The 16,751-nt window shown below is 41.2% G+C and carries 17 protein-coding genes; 8 read left to right on the top strand and 9 right to left on the bottom strand.

From position 1 onward, the window contains the following. Window positions 1-12: 12 nt before the first annotated feature. On the bottom strand, window positions 13-801 hold the full coding sequence (locus QT327_RS27520) for a M48 family metallopeptidase (protein ID WP_130855108.1): 789 nt from the start codon (window positions 799-801) through the stop codon (window positions 13-15). 222 nt (window positions 802-1,023) lie between these two features. On the opposite strand from QT327_RS27520, the gene QT327_RS27515 reads away from it, so the two are divergent. From QT327_RS27515 to QT327_RS27505, 3 genes are all read left to right on the top strand, one after another. Then, entirely contained in the window at window positions 1,024-2,283 is a 1,260-nt protein-coding gene (locus QT327_RS27515) for a DEAD/DEAH box helicase (RefSeq protein ID WP_130855109.1), read from the top strand. A 98-nt stretch (window positions 2,284-2,381) separates the two neighbouring features. Further along, on the top strand, window positions 2,382-2,573 hold the full coding sequence (locus QT327_RS27510; RefSeq protein WP_013664078.1) for a cold-shock protein: 192 nt from the start codon (window positions 2,382-2,384) through the stop codon (window positions 2,571-2,573). 134 nt (window positions 2,574-2,707) lie between these two features. Continuing rightward, entirely contained in the window at window positions 2,708-4,381 is a 1,674-nt protein-coding gene (locus QT327_RS27505) for a glutamine--tRNA ligase/YqeY domain fusion protein (protein WP_130855110.1), read from the top strand. A gap of 55 nt (window positions 4,382-4,436) precedes the next feature. Here the strand turns inward: QT327_RS27505 and QT327_RS27500 are convergent, their stop codons facing one another. The 7 genes from QT327_RS27500 to ruvX all read right to left on the bottom strand — a co-directional run bounded on the left by QT327_RS27500 (window position 4,437) and on the right by ruvX (window position 10,165). Next, window positions 4,437-5,264, bottom strand: a complete 828-nt coding sequence (locus tag QT327_RS27500; protein ID WP_246860232.1) for an N-acetylmuramoyl-L-alanine amidase — start codon at window positions 5,262-5,264, stop codon at window positions 4,437-4,439. 42 nt (window positions 5,265-5,306) lie between these two features. Further along, window positions 5,307-6,293, bottom strand: coding sequence for a DUF3078 domain-containing protein (locus QT327_RS27495; RefSeq protein WP_130855112.1), 987 nt, complete (start codon window positions 6,291-6,293; stop codon window positions 5,307-5,309). Window positions 6,294-6,516: 223 nt separating this feature from the next. Beyond that, window positions 6,517-7,293 carry a hypothetical protein gene (locus QT327_RS27490; protein WP_013664074.1) on the bottom strand — a complete coding sequence of 259 codons (777 nt, stop codon included), beginning with the start codon at window positions 7,291-7,293 and terminating at the stop codon, window positions 6,517-6,519. Between the two features lie 80 nt (window positions 7,294-7,373). Next, window positions 7,374-8,267, bottom strand: coding sequence for a glucosaminidase domain-containing protein (locus tag QT327_RS27485; protein WP_130855113.1), 894 nt, complete (start codon window positions 8,265-8,267; stop codon window positions 7,374-7,376). Between the two features lie 13 nt (window positions 8,268-8,280). Continuing rightward, window positions 8,281-8,964, bottom strand: coding sequence for a glucosaminidase domain-containing protein (locus QT327_RS27480; protein ID WP_130855114.1), 684 nt, complete (start codon window positions 8,962-8,964; stop codon window positions 8,281-8,283). Window positions 8,965-8,967: 3 nt separating this feature from the next. Continuing rightward, the gene (locus QT327_RS27475) at window positions 8,968-9,603 is read right to left on the bottom strand and encodes an O-methyltransferase (protein WP_130855115.1); all 636 of its coding nucleotides are present in this window, start codon (window positions 9,601-9,603) and stop codon (window positions 8,968-8,970) included. A 148-nt stretch (window positions 9,604-9,751) separates the two neighbouring features. Next, complete coding sequence (gene ruvX, locus QT327_RS27470; protein WP_130855116.1) at window positions 9,752-10,165, bottom strand: Holliday junction resolvase RuvX; 414 nt, start codon at window positions 10,163-10,165, stop codon at window positions 9,752-9,754. 102 nt (window positions 10,166-10,267) lie between these two features. On the opposite strand from ruvX, the gene QT327_RS27465 reads away from it, so the two are divergent. The 4 genes from QT327_RS27465 to QT327_RS27450 are packed head-to-tail and all read left to right on the top strand — an operon-like array spanning window position 10,268 to window position 14,741. Then, on the top strand, window positions 10,268-11,383 hold the full coding sequence (locus QT327_RS27465; RefSeq protein ID WP_130855117.1) for a DNA polymerase III subunit: 1,116 nt from the start codon (window positions 10,268-10,270) through the stop codon (window positions 11,381-11,383). Window positions 11,384-11,420: 37 nt separating this feature from the next. Then, on the top strand, window positions 11,421-12,800 hold the full coding sequence (locus QT327_RS27460) for a PSP1 domain-containing protein (protein WP_130855118.1): 1,380 nt from the start codon (window positions 11,421-11,423) through the stop codon (window positions 12,798-12,800). Further along, on the top strand, window positions 12,784-13,272 hold the full coding sequence (locus tag QT327_RS27455; RefSeq protein WP_130855119.1) for a gliding motility lipoprotein GldH: 489 nt from the start codon (window positions 12,784-12,786) through the stop codon (window positions 13,270-13,272). The genes QT327_RS27460 and QT327_RS27455 overlap by 17 nt, the downstream gene beginning before the upstream one ends. A gap of 47 nt (window positions 13,273-13,319) precedes the next feature. Then, window positions 13,320-14,741: a L,D-transpeptidase family protein gene (locus QT327_RS27450; protein ID WP_041387925.1), complete on the top strand. Its 1,422-nt coding sequence runs from the start codon at window positions 13,320-13,322 to the stop codon at window positions 14,739-14,741. Here the strand turns inward: QT327_RS27450 and QT327_RS27445 are convergent. Then, entirely contained in the window at window positions 14,733-15,572 is an 840-nt protein-coding gene (locus QT327_RS27445; protein ID WP_049794946.1) for a murein L,D-transpeptidase catalytic domain family protein, read from the bottom strand. The two genes, QT327_RS27450 and QT327_RS27445, sit on opposite strands and share 9 nt — an antisense overlap. Window positions 15,573-15,849: 277 nt before the next feature. On the opposite strand from QT327_RS27445, the gene QT327_RS27440 reads away from it, so the two are divergent. Next, window positions 15,850-16,632: an enoyl-CoA hydratase/isomerase family protein gene (locus tag QT327_RS27440; RefSeq protein ID WP_130855120.1), complete on the top strand. Its 783-nt coding sequence runs from the start codon at window positions 15,850-15,852 to the stop codon at window positions 16,630-16,632. Window positions 16,633-16,751: the final 119 nt, after the last annotated feature.

Raw genomic sequence — 16,751 nt, 5'->3', positions numbered from 1 at the left:
CCTCTTTTCGTTTTACTTAACCGGTTTTTCAAAGCCTTCTTTAGTCGCTTTTTCAGACATTACTTTAATGCGTTTTTCTGTATCTGGATGGGAAGACATCAAGCGCTGCATGGTGGACGCTTTTTCAGTGCCTTCACTTTGTTTAGCCAGACTCTCAAAAGCGGTGGCCATATACCACGGGTTGACCTTTTGCGCTTTTAGTAGTTCATAACCGTAGATATCCGCGGCACTTTCTTGCGAACGGGAGAAAGACGAATTAGCAACAGCAGTACCCAATTCTCCTAACTTAGAGTCACTAAGTGCTCCGGCTGTGCCTCCCTGTGATCCCACACCGTCTTTTAAGGCAGAGCTTAATAGAGCAGTACGGAAAGCATCTTTCGAGTCTTTGTTTTTTACGTGACCAATTTCATGGCCGATAACGCCTAATACTTCGTTATCATCCATCACTTCCATTAGACCTGCACATACGCGTACACTGCCATCGGCACAGGCAAATGCGTTGATGTCACGAACTAAATATACTTTGAAGTTCAGGCTTAAATCATCGTGGTTAGTTAAATCTTTCGTTAGTTTGGCTAGGCGTTGGGCTAATTCATGATCCTCCGGTGCAACGGGGTTATTTTCGTCCATCCAAACCATGTACTCCTTTGCATAACCTATTACCTCATCGTCTGATAAGGTAATTGCCTTTGCTGCTGTAGTCGCTGCCTTGATACTTTTTGTATTTAATTTAAATTGTGCCTGAGCATGAATGCACATGATTGTTAGTGCAGAAAGAATAGCAAGTTTAATTGTTTTCATATGGGTGTTTTATAGTAATTACCGATGTCGAGACAAACATACCATAAAACCTTTCATAGCTCCAAAATAAGGTGAGAAGATCCCTGAAATCAGCTATATAAATACGGTCATAAAGCAACTATCTGTTTTCATTGAAGCTTTATGGAAGTTAAATCGTATCTTTGCAACAATGCATATCCTAGAACGGATAATGGTTTTTATTACAACTAATACACTGATATATTGTCATTTAAAGAACTGAAGCTTATTGATCCTTTATTGAAGGCAATCCATAAGGAGGGGTACGAAACCCCCACACCCATACAGTCCCAAGCGATTCCCGTTGTACTTTCAGGAAGAGATTTACTCGGTTGCGCCCAAACAGGTACGGGCAAATCTGCGGCTTTTATTCTGCCTATTTTGCAGCAACTGAACAGCCTGCCTAATAAAGAGAAAGCAGTGAAAGCTTTGGTGTTGGCCCCCACGCGGGAATTGGCTATCCAAATTAACGAGAGTATCGCTACGTATGGCCAACTGCTACCCTTAAAACATCAAGTCGTTTATGGAGGGGTTAATATTAATACGCAGATTTCAGGATTAAAAAAAGGAATCGATATATTGGTAGCGACTCCCGGACGTCTTTTGGATTTGGTTGGACAGCGGGTGCTTACCCTTCGGGCTGTTTCTCACTTCGTGCTAGACGAGGCGGATCGAATGTTGGATATGGGATTCATTCATGATATTAAAAAAGTTGTTGCTCTTTTGCCAATAAAGCGACAGACGCTTTTCTTTTCAGCAACCATGCCGCCCGAAATTACGAAACTCGCGAATACGCTTTTAAAGAACCCGGTACGTGTAGAGGTAACACCGGTTTCTTCAACAGCCGAAAAAGTGACTCAAGTAGTATACGCTGTTGATAAGGCAAATAAGCCGAAGTTGCTTTTACACCTTTTAAAGAGTGAAGTGCGTGATCATGTGCTGGTGTTTACGCGGACGAAGCATGGTGCAGACCGTTTGGTAAAGTTCTTGGCGAAACAAGGTGTTCAAGCAGCAGCTATTCATGGAAATAAATCGCAGAATGCCCGACAAAATGCACTTCAAGCTTTTAAGAGCGGCCAGCTAAAAGTACTTATTGCGACGGATATCGCAGCTCGTGGAATCGATGTTGAAGAACTTAAATTTGTGATCAACTTTGATCTCCCAAACGAGCCTGAAACTTACGTGCATCGTATTGGCCGTACCGGTAGGGCGGGTGCGAGCGGTAAAGCTCTTTCATTTTGCGATCTGGAGGAACGGCCCTATTTGCAAAGTATAAACAATTTAACAAATCAGGCCATTCCCGTGATCAATGAGCATCCTTTTCCTGCGACTGATAAGTTTGTGGCTGTACCTCTCCCGAAACGACCGTTACAGAACAAATCAGAAAAAGCGTCAACAAATAAAAATCGGAAAAAACGCCGATTCAGACCTGCCAGCGCACAAAAAGGGAATAGAATAGGCTAATTTTTTGTTAAGATTTTATAAATAAATATTTTATTAAGAAAATCTTAGATTAATATCCTTACCTTTGCTCTAATTATTAATAAATTCAATACAATACAATGCAAGAAGGAGTAGTAAAATTCTTTAATGAAACGAAAGGTTTCGGTTTCATCGTTCCAAATGCTGGTGGAGGCGATATCTTCGTTCATTCATCTGGCCTTATCGATTCTATCCGTGAAAACGACCACGTATCTTACGAGGTTGAACAGGGAAAGAAAGGCTTAAATGCGGTAAATGTTAAAGTTATCTAGGATAGTAATAATATAAATCGTATGAAGGCTGTCCGAAGAGGACGGCCTTTCTTGTTTTTAATGTAGAGAATAGAAAGCATTAAATTTTTTCAGCATACTTTTTCATCAGAGAATTTTAGCTAAGTTTGTGCCTTATGAACGAAGAGAAATCATTGAATTTCCTGGAGGAAATTATTGAGGAAGATATAAAAAATGGGAAAAATGACGGTAGGGTGCTGACGCGATTCCCGCCGGAACCAAACGGTTATTTACATATCGGTCACGCGAAGTCGATTTGTTTAAATTTTGGTTTGGCACAAAAATATAATGGTAAAACTAATCTGCGTTTTGATGATACCAATCCGGTTACGGAAGACATTGAATACGTGGAAAGTATTAAAAATGATATCAAATGGCTTGGTTTCCAATGGGCCGAGGAGCTGTATACATCGGACTATTTCGATACGCTATACGGATATGCCGTGAGCTTGATAGAAAAGGGTTTAGCCTATGTCGACGATAGTACACCGGAAGAGATCGCTGCAAGTAAAGGGACACCTACCGAACCAGGTAAGCCGACTCCCTATAGAGACCGGACGGTGGAGGAAAACCTTCGTTTATTCGCAGAAATGAAGGATGGAAAATATCCCGATGGAAGTAAAGTGTTGAGGGCGAAAATCGACCTGGCCAATCCAAACATGCATATGCGCGATCCTTTACTCTATCGTATAAAACACGCGCATCACCACCGTACGGGGGATGCTTGGTGTATTTACCCGATGTATGATTTCGCGCATGGACAAAGTGATTCGATTGAGCGGATCACACATTCTGTTTGTACGCTGGAATTTATACCACATCGGGCTTTATATGATTGGTTAATCGAGCATATTGGTATCTTCCCATCTAAACAATATGAGTTTGCACGATTGAATATGACTTATACCGTCATGAGCAAACGCCGATTACTGCAACTGGTAAACGAAAAGCATGTGGAAGGATGGGATGATCCTCGAATGCCTACCATCAGCGGATTAAGAAGACGAGGATATACGCCTGCAAGTATCCGTAATTTTTGCGAGCGAATTGGGGTGGCAAAGCGGGAAAACGTAATTGACGTAAGCCTGTTGGAATTTTGCATCCGCGAAGATTTAAACAAAACGGCTTGGCGTAGAATGGCGGTGCTGGATCCGGTAAAACTGATTATAACAAACTATCCGGAGGAAAAAGAAGAACTGTTACATGGAGAAAACAATCCGGAGGTGGAAGGTGGTGAGGGGGAAAGAGTGATTCCTTTTAGTCGTGAACTATGGATTGAACGCGAGGATTTTATGGAAAATGCACCTAAGAAATTCTTCCGTTTAGGCCCTGGATTAAGTGTTCGTTTAAAGCATGCTTATATCGTTACATGTGATAGTTTCGTAAAAGATGGAGACGGTAATGTCACAGAAATCCATTGTAGCTATATTCCAAACTCAAAAAGTGGAGAGGACACAAGTGGCCTAAAAGTGAAAGGAACAATTCACTGGGTAAGTGTACCACATGCGAAAACAGCGGAGGTAAGACTTTACGATCGTTTATTTAAGGCTGAAAACCCCTTAGCCACAACCGGTGATTTTAAAGAATCTATTAATCCGGATAGTCTTGAGATTTTAGAAAAGGTCTATATTGAACCTGATTTATTAAATGCCGTACCGGGGAAAGGGTATCAATTTATTCGTAAGGGTTATTTTACGCTCGATACACGGTCGACACCTGATCGATTGGTGTTTAATCGCACTGTTGGCTTACGCGACACATGGGCGAAAGAATCACAGAAAGAAGCTTAAGTAATTAATTGGATCCTTATAAAAAAGGAGCCATCTGGTAAGAGATGACTCCTTTTTATAAGGTTGTTTTCTTGATATAAAGATTGTAAAGCACGCTAAGTGCAAAAGGAGTCCACTCTTCAGTGGTTTCCTCAGGTATAAAATGTCTCTTAAAAGCTAAGATTGCGGCTGAAGCATTTCGGGTATCATAGCCTAGAATACGCAAACCATCTAGCGGGTTGAAAGTGGTGGGGGGTGCTTGCAGTACGTCGTCATACCACAAACCAAACCCTTTTTCTGCTAAGCGTTTCCATGGAAAATTGATGCCGGGATCTACTTTGCGTCCCGGAGCGATATCACCATGGCCAATGAAGTTTTCTGAAGGAATCTTATAATTAGCTTTGAGGGTATCCAGTAATACGAGCAAATTGTTTATCTGTGGCTCAGTGTAAGGTTCAACACCGTTGTTGTCCATTTCGACACCTATAGATGCGGAATTCATATCCGTAACGGATCCCCACCTTCCATTACCCGCATGCCAAGCTCGTAAGTAATCGTTGAGCAATTGATAAACTTTACCTTCTTTATCAATGATATAATGAGCACTTACTTGTGTACGTTCTAGCGTAAACGTCCGTAAGGTTTGCTGAATACTGTCTTGAGCTGTATGATGTAAAATAACAAAATTGGGTTTGCGCATATTGAAATTAACGGTGCCTACCCACTCAAAATCTTTTCGCTGGCCTTCTACTCCCGGAGACGGCAATCCGGCAGAAGCCATGTGCTGCGGAGTCGGCAAAGGTTGCTTAATTACTTCAGCCAATTGTTCTACCTGCTTTTCATATATTTTATTAGTCTCTGCAAATTTCTTTTTTGAAGCGCAGGCGCTTAGAAAAAATAGCATTAAGACCATGTATCCGTATGAGCAAATATGTTTCAGCATAGGTTATCTCGGAAATTTATAATTCAAACCAATACCTATACTTTGAGAGCGTTGCAGTTCCTCTATTTGATTAGGATCATACAATAAGGTCGCATTGAACAACAGGCTTATTACCCTCGAGACGCGTACCCCTAAGATGGCGTCTAGGCGATGCCTTGAAGTGCTAAGCTCTTCAAAATTAGCTAAAAATTCGTAGGTGGTTTTTAAATGCAACCATTTTGTTAAATCTCGATCAGTACCAGCTAATAGTTGAAAGCTCACATCATTCTTGAATTTTCCAGGGATTTCTACACCGAAACGAGTAGTATCTTCTTCCCTTACCGATTGAACTCGGTCATCTAAAATAAAGGTCATACGGGTCGCTGGACCAAAACGGATAGAACTAAACTGATCCGGTTTATATTCAAGACCGACTGCGGGTGTAAGATAACCTGGAGCCATGAAATTGGATATCTTTCTGGATTTGGTGTCTACACCATCAATGTTCGTATACTGCCAACCTGCATCAAATTGTGTTTCAAAGGTCAAGGCTGCAAATAATGCCCATTTCTGAGAAAATTTAATGGAGTACTTGTTATCCCACCAGATGCGGTCTTGATTCTTACGCGCAAGTTGATTTTCATTCTTAATCTTTCCATACCTTAAGTCTAATTCAGATACAAAGTTTTTACCTTCTTTGGTGTAATCCCATTTCGTATTAAAAAGGGCACCTAAAGAGATAGAGTTTACACCACCACTGTTCCAGCTATCACTAAAGGAAGCTTGGTTCGCGTTTATGGCGAAATTTGTCCAATTCCGCCAATAGTTAACCTTTAAATCTAAACTAGGGTTCTGTACTTCTACATCATGAATGCCCATTTGGGGAGTTCTAACGGGTAGGCTGTTTTTTGGCGGGGCCTGGCGAAGATCATTGAGATCATAATTTTGCGCGTTAGCGAAGAAAAATGCGCCCGTGAGAATAAATGCAACAAGTAAATGTCGTACGTTCATCAGAATAGTTTTATTGTTAACGCTGGTTTGCCTTTGCCGAATACTTACGCTCAGCTGACTCCAATCCAAACCACAAACATAGATAAAATGATCTTATATGCCAAGCACATAATTACCGAAACTGTACGATGAGGCTCTCTTCGGTCGTATAATTTCCGACCCAAACTAATGCCCGTATCGTCGGAAGCATTTTATCTGCTTTTCTTAAGCAATAATAATGCCTCTAATTGGAATCCAATCGTTCGATCTTTACCTCTTCTTTGTTAGGCTGCACTCTGGGTAATGGCTGTAGTCGATATGCACTGGGGTTTTTACGGTACATATTATAGGAGCTCTGTATATACTTGCCCAGCTCATAATCATTGGCTTGCATAATAAAGTGGTATGATGGCCGATATTGATGCATAAAGTCTTCTAAAGCTACGCCTGTTAGATTAGTCAAGCGCTTTACCATGGCTTGCGTAAATCGGGCGTCGATCATATTGTTTTCGTATTCACGTTGGATAAGCTCCTGTAAAAAACGTGCATTTTTGCCCTGTCGACTCAATAAAGAGTACAGCGCATCAATACTTAAGCCTGCTCCGGTAGGTCCGGTCGATAATAAACTGCCCGGATTTCCCTTTCGATAAGCCGAACTGTATTCCCGTTTACGATCTTCAAGTATTTCCGCAGGTGAACGCTTCGCAATAATACTTACTTCATCTAGCCAGATAGTCGATCGTTGTAAGTTAAAAACAATGACGGGATCTTTCTTTACGATTAACGTATCGGCATGGTAGCCTTTAACAATGGCAATCAGGGTGTCGCCCGGACTCGCTTTAATTGCAAATTCTCCGCGCTTATCATTATACTTCATCTCGTCGTTCGCTGTATTGTAGATATAGACGCGTGCAATCCGTTGTTTGGTATAACTGTCAAATACAATACCTTCCCGCTCTTGTGCCGAAGCAAAGAAGATGGAAGCTAATAGTAAAACGATTATGGTTGCAAGAATTTTCAAGTTAACAAAGATAGGGAATGGCCTATGTCATTGAAAAACATTTTGCACTTTTTAACACGACTAACAGGAATTTGTTGATTTTATTTCGAAACGAGGAGCAATTGTCCAACAACGAGATCATCGCTATCCAAGCTGTTAAGATTTTTTAGTTCGTCGGTGGTAAGCCCGTAACGTTTACTGATACTGTAAATTGTATCGCCTTGTCGCACCTCATGTATTTTCATTTCTACCGGTGGTTTGGCTTCGGCTTTTTCAGGTTCTTTCGGACTGTTATCAGCAATTTCAACTAATACCCGTTCTTCCCTGTTTATTTTCTCCGGTGCTTTTTCTCCACGATCGTATTCATATAATCCATAACGTTCAATCAAATCGATCAATAATTCTGCATAGCGAGGATTGGTGGCATAACCGGCCTTTTTCAGCCCTTTAGCCCACCCGGTATAGTCGTCTTTGTCAAGCTCAAATAAAGGAGCGTAGCGTTTTCGTAAGAGGAATTCAGAATGATCTCGAAAAGAGTCTTCCGGTGAACGATACACGCGGAAACAGTCATTGATAGCGTCATCATCCTTAAAAAACGATTCACCTTTCCAATCGGGGGTACATTTGATACCAAAGTGATTGTTGGCTTCTCTAGCCAATGTACTATTTCCGTTAGCCGACTCTAAAAGGCCTTGTGCCAACGTGATGCTGGCGGGTATCCCGTAAGTGTTCATCTCTTGAATAGCAATCGTTTTATAACGACTGATATAATCTTGTGCAGAAGCGCTTATCGCGGCAGGCTTGTTACTCGGCCGATGCGGATGATTATGCCGCCGTCCCTCGTTGTTGCTTCCGTACGATCCCTGTTGTCGAGTTTTGGAACTCTGTAGCACTTTTTGCTTAGGTAGGCAAGATGTTAGGCTCAAGGAAATACAAAAAAAAAGAATGAGGTATACGAACGATGGTAAAGCGATATGCTGCAGCTGCTTGTTCATTTTGCGATCTACGTTAAATTTTTAAATGTTGACCAATTCTTAGCCGGTCACTCCGAAGTTGATTTTTGGTTTTAATACGGCTAACGGAGGTTTTGTATCGTTTGGCAATTGCTCCCAACGTATCGCCTTTTTTTACCGTATAGCGTAGATTGATTTCGGAAGCAGTGGATTTCTCTTCGAAAGGGGCATCCTGCGGTTCTATATAATCCGCTGGTCTATTGTCAAATAAAAAAAGTTGATGTTTCTTTATAATGGCAACAATGTGGGCTGCCCAGGCCTTGCTACCTGCGTAACCACCGCGCATGATGCCATAGGCCCAAGAATGATAATCATACGCACTGTATCGATCAAAAAGCGACCGAAATTGCTTACGGGTTTTGAGGTAATTAATGAAATCATCGTAAGAAGCCTTAACGCTATCATAGCCCTTGTAAGACGATCGGATTTTTTTGCTGTTATTGGCACCACGAATGCCGAAATGATTATTGAGATGGATTGCAACCTTACTACTACCATTCGCGCTTTCATGCATAGCTACCGCTAGAATAATACTGGCCGGAACACCGAATTTCTCCATCGCGTCGATGGCCCACTCTTTGTGAGCCTCTATATAGGCATGCGCGCCCCCTTGCGCATAGCTGGTTTGCGACAAGAAAAAAAGGAAAAACAAGAATATGGGAAACCGAAGGGTTTTCATTTACTATAATTTTCTGATAAGGAATATACCATCACGGATTGGTAAAATCAATTTCTGTACCCGTTTGTCTTGTGCGATGGTTTTGTTGAGTTCAATGATTTGCTCGGTTTGTTTATCCGGTGATGCGTCTGTAATTTTTCCCTTCCAAAGTACATTGTCGATCATAATCAGCCCGCCTGTTCTCACTTTGTCAAGCACGAGTTCAAAATAATTAAGGTTATTCTTTTTATCAGCATCGATGAAGACTAGGTCGAAGGTTTCCTCAAGTGTCGGTATAATCTGCAGGGCTTCGCCAATATGGTAACGTATTTTGGCACCGTAAGGTGAAGCATCGAAATACCCCTGAACTCGTTCAGCCAACTCTTCGTTGATATCAATGGTATGCAAGATCCCATCAGAAACAAGCCCCTCTGCTAAACAAAGACTCGCATAACCTGTGAAGGTGCCAATCTCTAAAATTCTTTTCGGAGCTAAGAGGTGACTTATTAAACTCAAAAAACGCCCCTGGAAATGTCCGGAAAGCATATGAGGCTGAGTTTCCTTTAAATAGGTCTCCCGATTAATTGCTTTCAAAAGGGGAGGCTCATCATCACAGGTACTCGTTAAATAGGCATTGAGCAAGTTATCCATTATCTCCATGAAGCAAACTTATATAAAATGCTCGGTATTTTCGAATACCACAATATAAATTATAGCTATACAAAGATCCTTTCGAGAAGCGCTTTTAATCTGCTATTGTGCTAGTATTAAGAGAACGTTTTTTTGAAAACATAATAATGGTCTGTTATTAAGACTGAATCGTCTTAAGATAATCTTGCAAGATAATGACAGCAGAAACGGCATCCACTAAGCCTTTTTCTTGTCTTTTTGATCGTCTTAGTCCGCTTTGTGCAATACTGGCCGAGGCCATTTTTGAGGTGAATCGCTCGTCCATGGTAACGATTGGCATTTGAGGAAAGGACTTTTTCAGTAAATTAATAAAACCTTTTACATGTACGGCCGATTGAGAATCAGATCCATCCAGTTGCTTGGGCATACCTACGACAAAAGATTCCACCTGTTCCTGGGATACATATTTTTTCAGGTATTCAATAACATCTTTTGGATGAATGGTGGTTAAAGCGGTCGCGATAATTTGTAAAGGATCTGTCACTGCGACACCTATTCGCTTTGTGCCATAATCAAAAGCCATTATCCGCATAAATTCTTATTTTTGAACATCTGTTCGCAAAGATACGGAAAGCTAATCTATTTTAGGCTTAAGAAGGCCAAGAGCGAGTAGTACAAGCCCATAAAGGAAAATATGCAGTTTAAAGATATAATAGGACAGGAAAAAGTAAAAGCGCACTTGATCAATACGGTAAAGGAAAATAGAGTAAGCCACGCGCAACTTTTTCTTGGTCCCGAAGGAAGCGGAAGTTTACCACTTGCTGTCGCCTACGCGCAATACATTAATTGTGAAAACAAGCAAGAGAACGATAGCTGCGGTAGTTGCAGTTCGTGTAGAAAATATGCGAAGATTATTCATCCCGATCTGCACTTTTCCTACCCCTTTTTTGCGTCGCATAAAGAGGACACGGCCAGTACTTTCATTGATCAATGGCGAAACAGTTTCCTGAGAAATCCCTACCTCAATCTGGAAACCTGGCGAAGTAGCCTGGATGCAGGAAATAAACAGGCGAATATCAACATTGCTGAATGCCATCACATTATCCAAAAATTAAGTCTCAAAGCTTTTGAAGCTCCCTATAAGGTGCTTATTATGTGGTTGCCCGAATTTTTGGATAAAGAAGGGAATACCTTACTTAAGTTGATTGAGGAGCCGCCTGAAAAAACGCTATTCTTGCTGGTAACGCAAAATCAGGATCAATTACTGAACACCATTATATCCCGAACTCAATTAGTAAAAGTAAATGCACTTGATAAAGTTAGTCTGGCGGAGTTTTTGGTTCGTGAAAAGGGTGTGTCACATGAGAAGGCTTTGCAGCTGGCTTATATTAGCGAGGGTAATGTGCAGCAAGCGCTGTCCCTTTTGTCCGATGATCCGGGTGGGGGATATTTTCAGCTTTTTGTACAATGGTTGCGCTTCTGTTTTGGCGCACGTGTACTCGATCTTTTGCAACTGGTTGAAGAAGATTTGTCCAAGCTTGGACGTGAAAATCAAAAAAGTTTCTTACTTTACGCTATTCAAATGATGCGTGATGTAGTGTTATTTAAAGAGGGTGCAAAAACGCTCGTACACCTACCGGAGGCGGAAATGTCTTTTGTTGAAAAGTTTAGCCCGCTTTATGAAACGGCTAAATTGGAAGCTTGTGTCAGCATATTTGAAAAAACAAGTTATTACGTAGAACGCAATGCAAACCCTAAAATCTTATTTTTAGATGTATCTTTGCAATTAGTTTTATTATTTAAACACTAAACGCTCCCGTGATAAACGGGACTCAATATATAGAAATATGGGATGTGATAATTGTTCATCCGGAGGAGGTTGTGCCCCTGCAGGTTGCCAGAGCAACGGTTCATGCATGACGAATGGATGCAATAAATTGGATGTGTACGATTGGCTAAGCCATATGGATATGCCAACAAATTATATACCGTTTAACATTGTAGAAGTAAGATTTAAAGGATCTCGAAAAGACTTTTATATCAATCAGGATAATCTTTATCTGGAAATGGGCGAACCTGTTGCAGTAGAAACGGCAACAGGCGGTTACGATATTGGCTTTGTCTCACTCACCGGTGAACTGGTTCGCTTGCAACTTAAAAAGAACAAGGTTGACCCTAATAGCGTTGAACGCAAGATATTTCGTAAGGCAACCAGTAATGATATGGATAAATATCAGGCGGCTAAAGACTTAGAATGGGAAACTATGCATCGTGCGCGAAAATTGGCTCTTGATTTAGGGTTGTCCATGAAGTTAAGTGATGTAGACTATCAAGGAGATAAGACAAAAGCTACTTTTTACTATACAGCTGAGGGCCGGGTCGACTTTAGAGAACTCATTAAAAAGATGGCGGAAGCTTTTCGTATTCGTATTGAGATGCGCCAAATTGGTATGCGGCAAGAAGCAAGTCGTTTGGGAGGCATCGGGTCTTGCGGAAGAGAACTTTGCTGTTCCACTTGGTTGACCGATTTTAAAACGGTCTCCACCGCTGCTGCACGATATCAGAATTTATCGCTGAATACGCTGAAATTAGCCGGCCAGTGCGGAAAGCTCAAATGTTGTCTCAACTATGAATTGGATACCTATATGGACGCCTTAAAAGATATTCCTAACGATATTGACCGCTTGGAAACAAAAAGAGGTACCGCACGTTTGCAGAAAACGGATATCTTTAGGAGACTAATGTGGTTTTCCTTTCCGGAAGATGAAAACTGGATTCCCCTCGAAATAGACCAGGTGCGTATCATAGCTGAAGGAAATAAAGAGGGCATCAAACCAGATGATCTGGTGGAGATTAAGGAAGAGGTAGCCATTGTTAAACCGGTAACTTACGACTATGAAAATGTAGTAGGACAGGATAGCTTAACTCGTTTAGATGACAAAAGCAAAAAGAAGAAACGTCCGTCCAAGAAAAGAAATAAAAACAAACAACCAGCCTCCGATAGACAGACAGATGCCGGACAGACACTAAATTCCGGACAGAAACTGCAACAGAAAACAGCCACTTCTCCAAAAAAAGAAGGCAAGGTTTCAGCGGATCATGCGGGAGGGGATAAGGGAGCGGTTAAGGACGCGGCAAACGCGCAAAAAACAAAAAACAGTCGCAGACGATACAGAGGTAAACGAACAAATAAGGAGGGAGGGGCATCAAATGGTGAAAAACCCTAAAATTCGTAACCTTATTTGCTTGGTGGCTATGATGAGCTGTATGCTTTCGTGTAATCATGGCGCATTGGTCGACGAGTTTAGACCCGTACCCAACCAGGCATGGAATTATGCCTTTACACCAGAGTTTAAAGTTGAAGTAAAAAATAATACGATACCCTATCGATTGAAAGTGAATGTACGCTTGACGTCGGAGTACCGATACGCAAATCTATTTGTTTTGGTACATCAAAGAAGTGCAAAACATAAACCGAGCAGCAAACGGATCGAGCTGCAGGTGGCCGATAAAGACGGCCGTTGGCTGGGCAAAGGTATCGGAAGCTTGTATAGTTATCAGATTGCTTACAATACCAACTATCATTTTCCCGATACAGGGACTTACTATTTTAAAATTGAGCAAAACATGCGAGATAGTCCTTTAAAAGGAGTTAGCGACGTGGGAATTTGTGTGCTTCCCGAAAGTGTTGCAAAATAATCGGCATGATTTATGTCTTAATAAAGACAAAAAGCCAGAATTTGTCTATGCACAAAACTTTACCTCAACAGCTTTTCTATATCTTATTTTTTGTATTACTGGCAGCTTGCAGACAATCGGGCTCGCCTATCGGAGATCTGTTATTTAAGCAAACCAAAAATAAAGTTTATAAAGAAGTAAACACCGATTCGTTACATACTTACTTTAAAAACTATTTGGAGACAAACACAAATCTATTTAAGAATCCAAAGTATTTAACCCGCTTTTATACAAACGCAAATTTTGAGCCGGTACTAATTACCAAGTTTTACGCGGATTCTTCACTTTTTCGTTTGATAGATTTTCTAAAGCGTGTCGAAGAACATGGCCTTTCAACCCGATCGTATAAAGCAGATACCCTATACGATGCACTTGTTCAGCTGTCGGGTCGAAAGGATATGAAGGTCGATGAGGCCTATGCATGTATTGTTCGTGCGGAGCTGCTCGCGGCGGAGGCGCTTACTCGATATGCTTTTGCATTGGAATATGGGATGACGAATCCAAGGAAAGTATTACCTCGTTATTATATTCCTGTAAGCAGACCCGATAGCGTGTCCTTTGACCGGGTTCTGAGCGTTGAAAATTTAAAGCATTACCTAGATAGTATACAGCCTAAAAGTGGTGCTTACAGAGCGATGCAAAAAGCTTTGATTAATGAGAACCATGGAGCAAAAAAGATAGCGTTGATCGCAAATATGGAACGTTTGCGATGGAAGTACAAAATGGACAGCACCCATTTGATATATGTGAATATTCCAGCTTATCAATTATATATTATCCGTGACCGAAGCACAAAGGGTCAAATGAAGGTGGTTGTAGGAAAGGCAGACGGGCACGAAACCCCGATGCTGGCAAGTAAAATTCATAGTGTACAAGTGAATCCGATTTGGAATATACCAACAAGTATTGCAAAGAAGGAGATATTAGTACAGGCGAAGGCCGACAAATATTATCTGGCCAATCATGGAATGGATGTGTATAGAAGGGGCGTAAAAATCGCAAATCCGGATACGATCGACTGGAGCGTATATAATGAAGAAAACCTGCCTTATAGCTTTAAGCAACAACCTGGGAACACTAATTCACTCGGACTTATTAAGTTTCTGTTTAAAAATGGAAGCAGCGTCTATCTGCACGATACACCGGCAAAGGCAGTGTTCAGTAGATCAATGCGTGCTGCCAGTCATGGATGCGTAAGGGTAGAAAAGCCGCTGGATCTGGCACGTGCTTTATTTGGCGAAGGCGAAAAATACGACCTCATCAAGGAAGAGATGTCTAGTGAGGAACCTGTAGCCAAAACAATTGGACTTAAGCCACAAGTTCCCGTGGTATTAGACTATGTTACTTGTAAAATGGATAGTTCTTCCACTTTAAAGTTTTATCCGGACGTATATAAACTAGACTCCCTATTGTACCGATCGCTAAAGTAGGTTGCCTGCTTCGGCTAACGACATTGAATCGGGTATTTCTGATTTGGATTCATCCATGTTGGCCGCCATTAAGCTTTGTGTTGCCGTCTGCTCATTTAGATAGGCGGACTGGTATTTTGCTGATTTACCGTATATATAAAGAACCGATTTGTTTTTGATCAGATCAATGATTTTATCTTTTAAAGGTTCGGATACGGCTGGACAGCCTTGGCTTACTCCCATTCGGTCTTGGCCTTTCAATATATTGGCTCCTACATACCAAGCGCCATGGAGCACAATGCCCCGCGCTCGCGCGTTTGTATTAAATCCACGATCTAAGCCGTCCAATTTTAACGACCGACCATGCTTTCCTTGATACGTTTCTCCCGTTAAATAAAATCCTAAACTACTCTGATTCGAATTTGGTCGATCGGAAAACAACCTAGCCTCTTGAATACCGCTCCCGCGGCCATGCGCGACAAAGGTATTTAACAATAGACTATCCCGCTCCAAGTCAATAATCCACAAACGAGGCTTACTACTGTGTATGCTGAGATCTGCGATGGTCAAAATGGGTGAATCGGTCTTTCCTTGTTCTCTTAAATTCAAATAGCCAATATATGCTTGCCTGAATACGACGCTATCTAATGTAGGTGCAAGCTTTTGCACATGCTCGTAAACAGATTCAAACGTGTTAGATAAGAGCGAACCGCGATTGGTCTTCTTTTTTTTGTTAAAAACCTTATGGTTTATAGGTCTGGGTGAATGGATGGATCGCCAACTGGTATTAATAACGATTGCTAAAAATAAAAAAATAATACTGGGCACTAAAATGCTCTTTCTCAACTTCATATACTCTCCACTTTTCTCTTTTCCATTTAGAGTCAAAAGACGTTTTTTTGAAAACGACAATTGCCCCGAATTTATTGTGTGACAAAAATACAATAAATATCTTAAAACTCATTCATTGTAAGAAATATTTTAACTATTCTGACAATTTAATAACAGGATACTAAGAAAAATGTCAAAACAGAAGTTTTATATATAAAACGAAGCGAGAAGGCTTTATATTTATCAGAATTTAAAAACATTCGCTCGTTTGATTGTTAGGAACTAAACTGAAATTCATATGACATATCAATATTTGTTAACGACGATTGAGGGAGAGATTTTGAAAATAACCATCAATCGTGAACAGAAGCTTAATGCATTGAATAGAGATACGCTGCGAGAATTAAACCAGGCAATTACAACAGGTTTGCAGGATAAAAACGTAACCGGTATAGTTATTACCGGGGCCGGAGAAAAAGCTTTTGTGGCAGGGGCCGATATCAGCGAATTTGCCGGCTTTGACGAATCGCAGGGTCGAGATCTGGCAACTAAGGGGCAATTGGAGGTTTTTAACTTAATTCATCATGCAGAAAAGCCCATTGTAGCGGCTATCAATGGGTTCGCATTGGGTGGTGGGCTTGAGATTGCAATGGCCTGCCATATACGCATTGCTAGTCATACCGCACGTTTGGGCTTGCCTGAGGTTTCTCTTGGGCTAATCCCGGGATATGGGGGAACGCAGCGTTTAACCCAGTTAGTAGGCAGGGGAAATGCGATGGAGCTGATACTAACCGGAAATATGATTAATGCTGAAAAGGCTTTGCAGATTGGTTTAGTTAACCATGTGGTACCGGCTGACGAAGTAATTAGCAAGTCGGAAGAGATCATTAATGACATAGCAAAGCGATCACCACGTGCCGTAGCCGCAGCCATTCGAGCAATTAATGCCTCCCTAGTAGCTGGCGAGCAAGGGTTTAATGTTGAAATTAATGAATTTGCTAAATGCTTCGCAACCGCTGACTTTCAGGAGGGCGTAGCTGCATTTCTTGAAAGACGACAACCCCAATTTCCTAAAGAATAATGAGATATCAAGTATTTGCATAACTGCTTTTACTTTTTATAACCATAAATGAGCTCACCTGATTACCCAGGTCAGTTTTTACCATCCCTACGGGAGGCAAGTTTTTTAATTTTTAATTT

This window comes from Olivibacter sp. 47, from assembly GCF_030372825.1.
GTDB lineage: Bacteria > Bacteroidota > Bacteroidia > Sphingobacteriales > Sphingobacteriaceae > Olivibacter > Olivibacter oleidegradans.
Note: the sequence above shows the minus strand (reverse complement) of the source record. Positions and strands in the feature narration are given on the sequence as shown.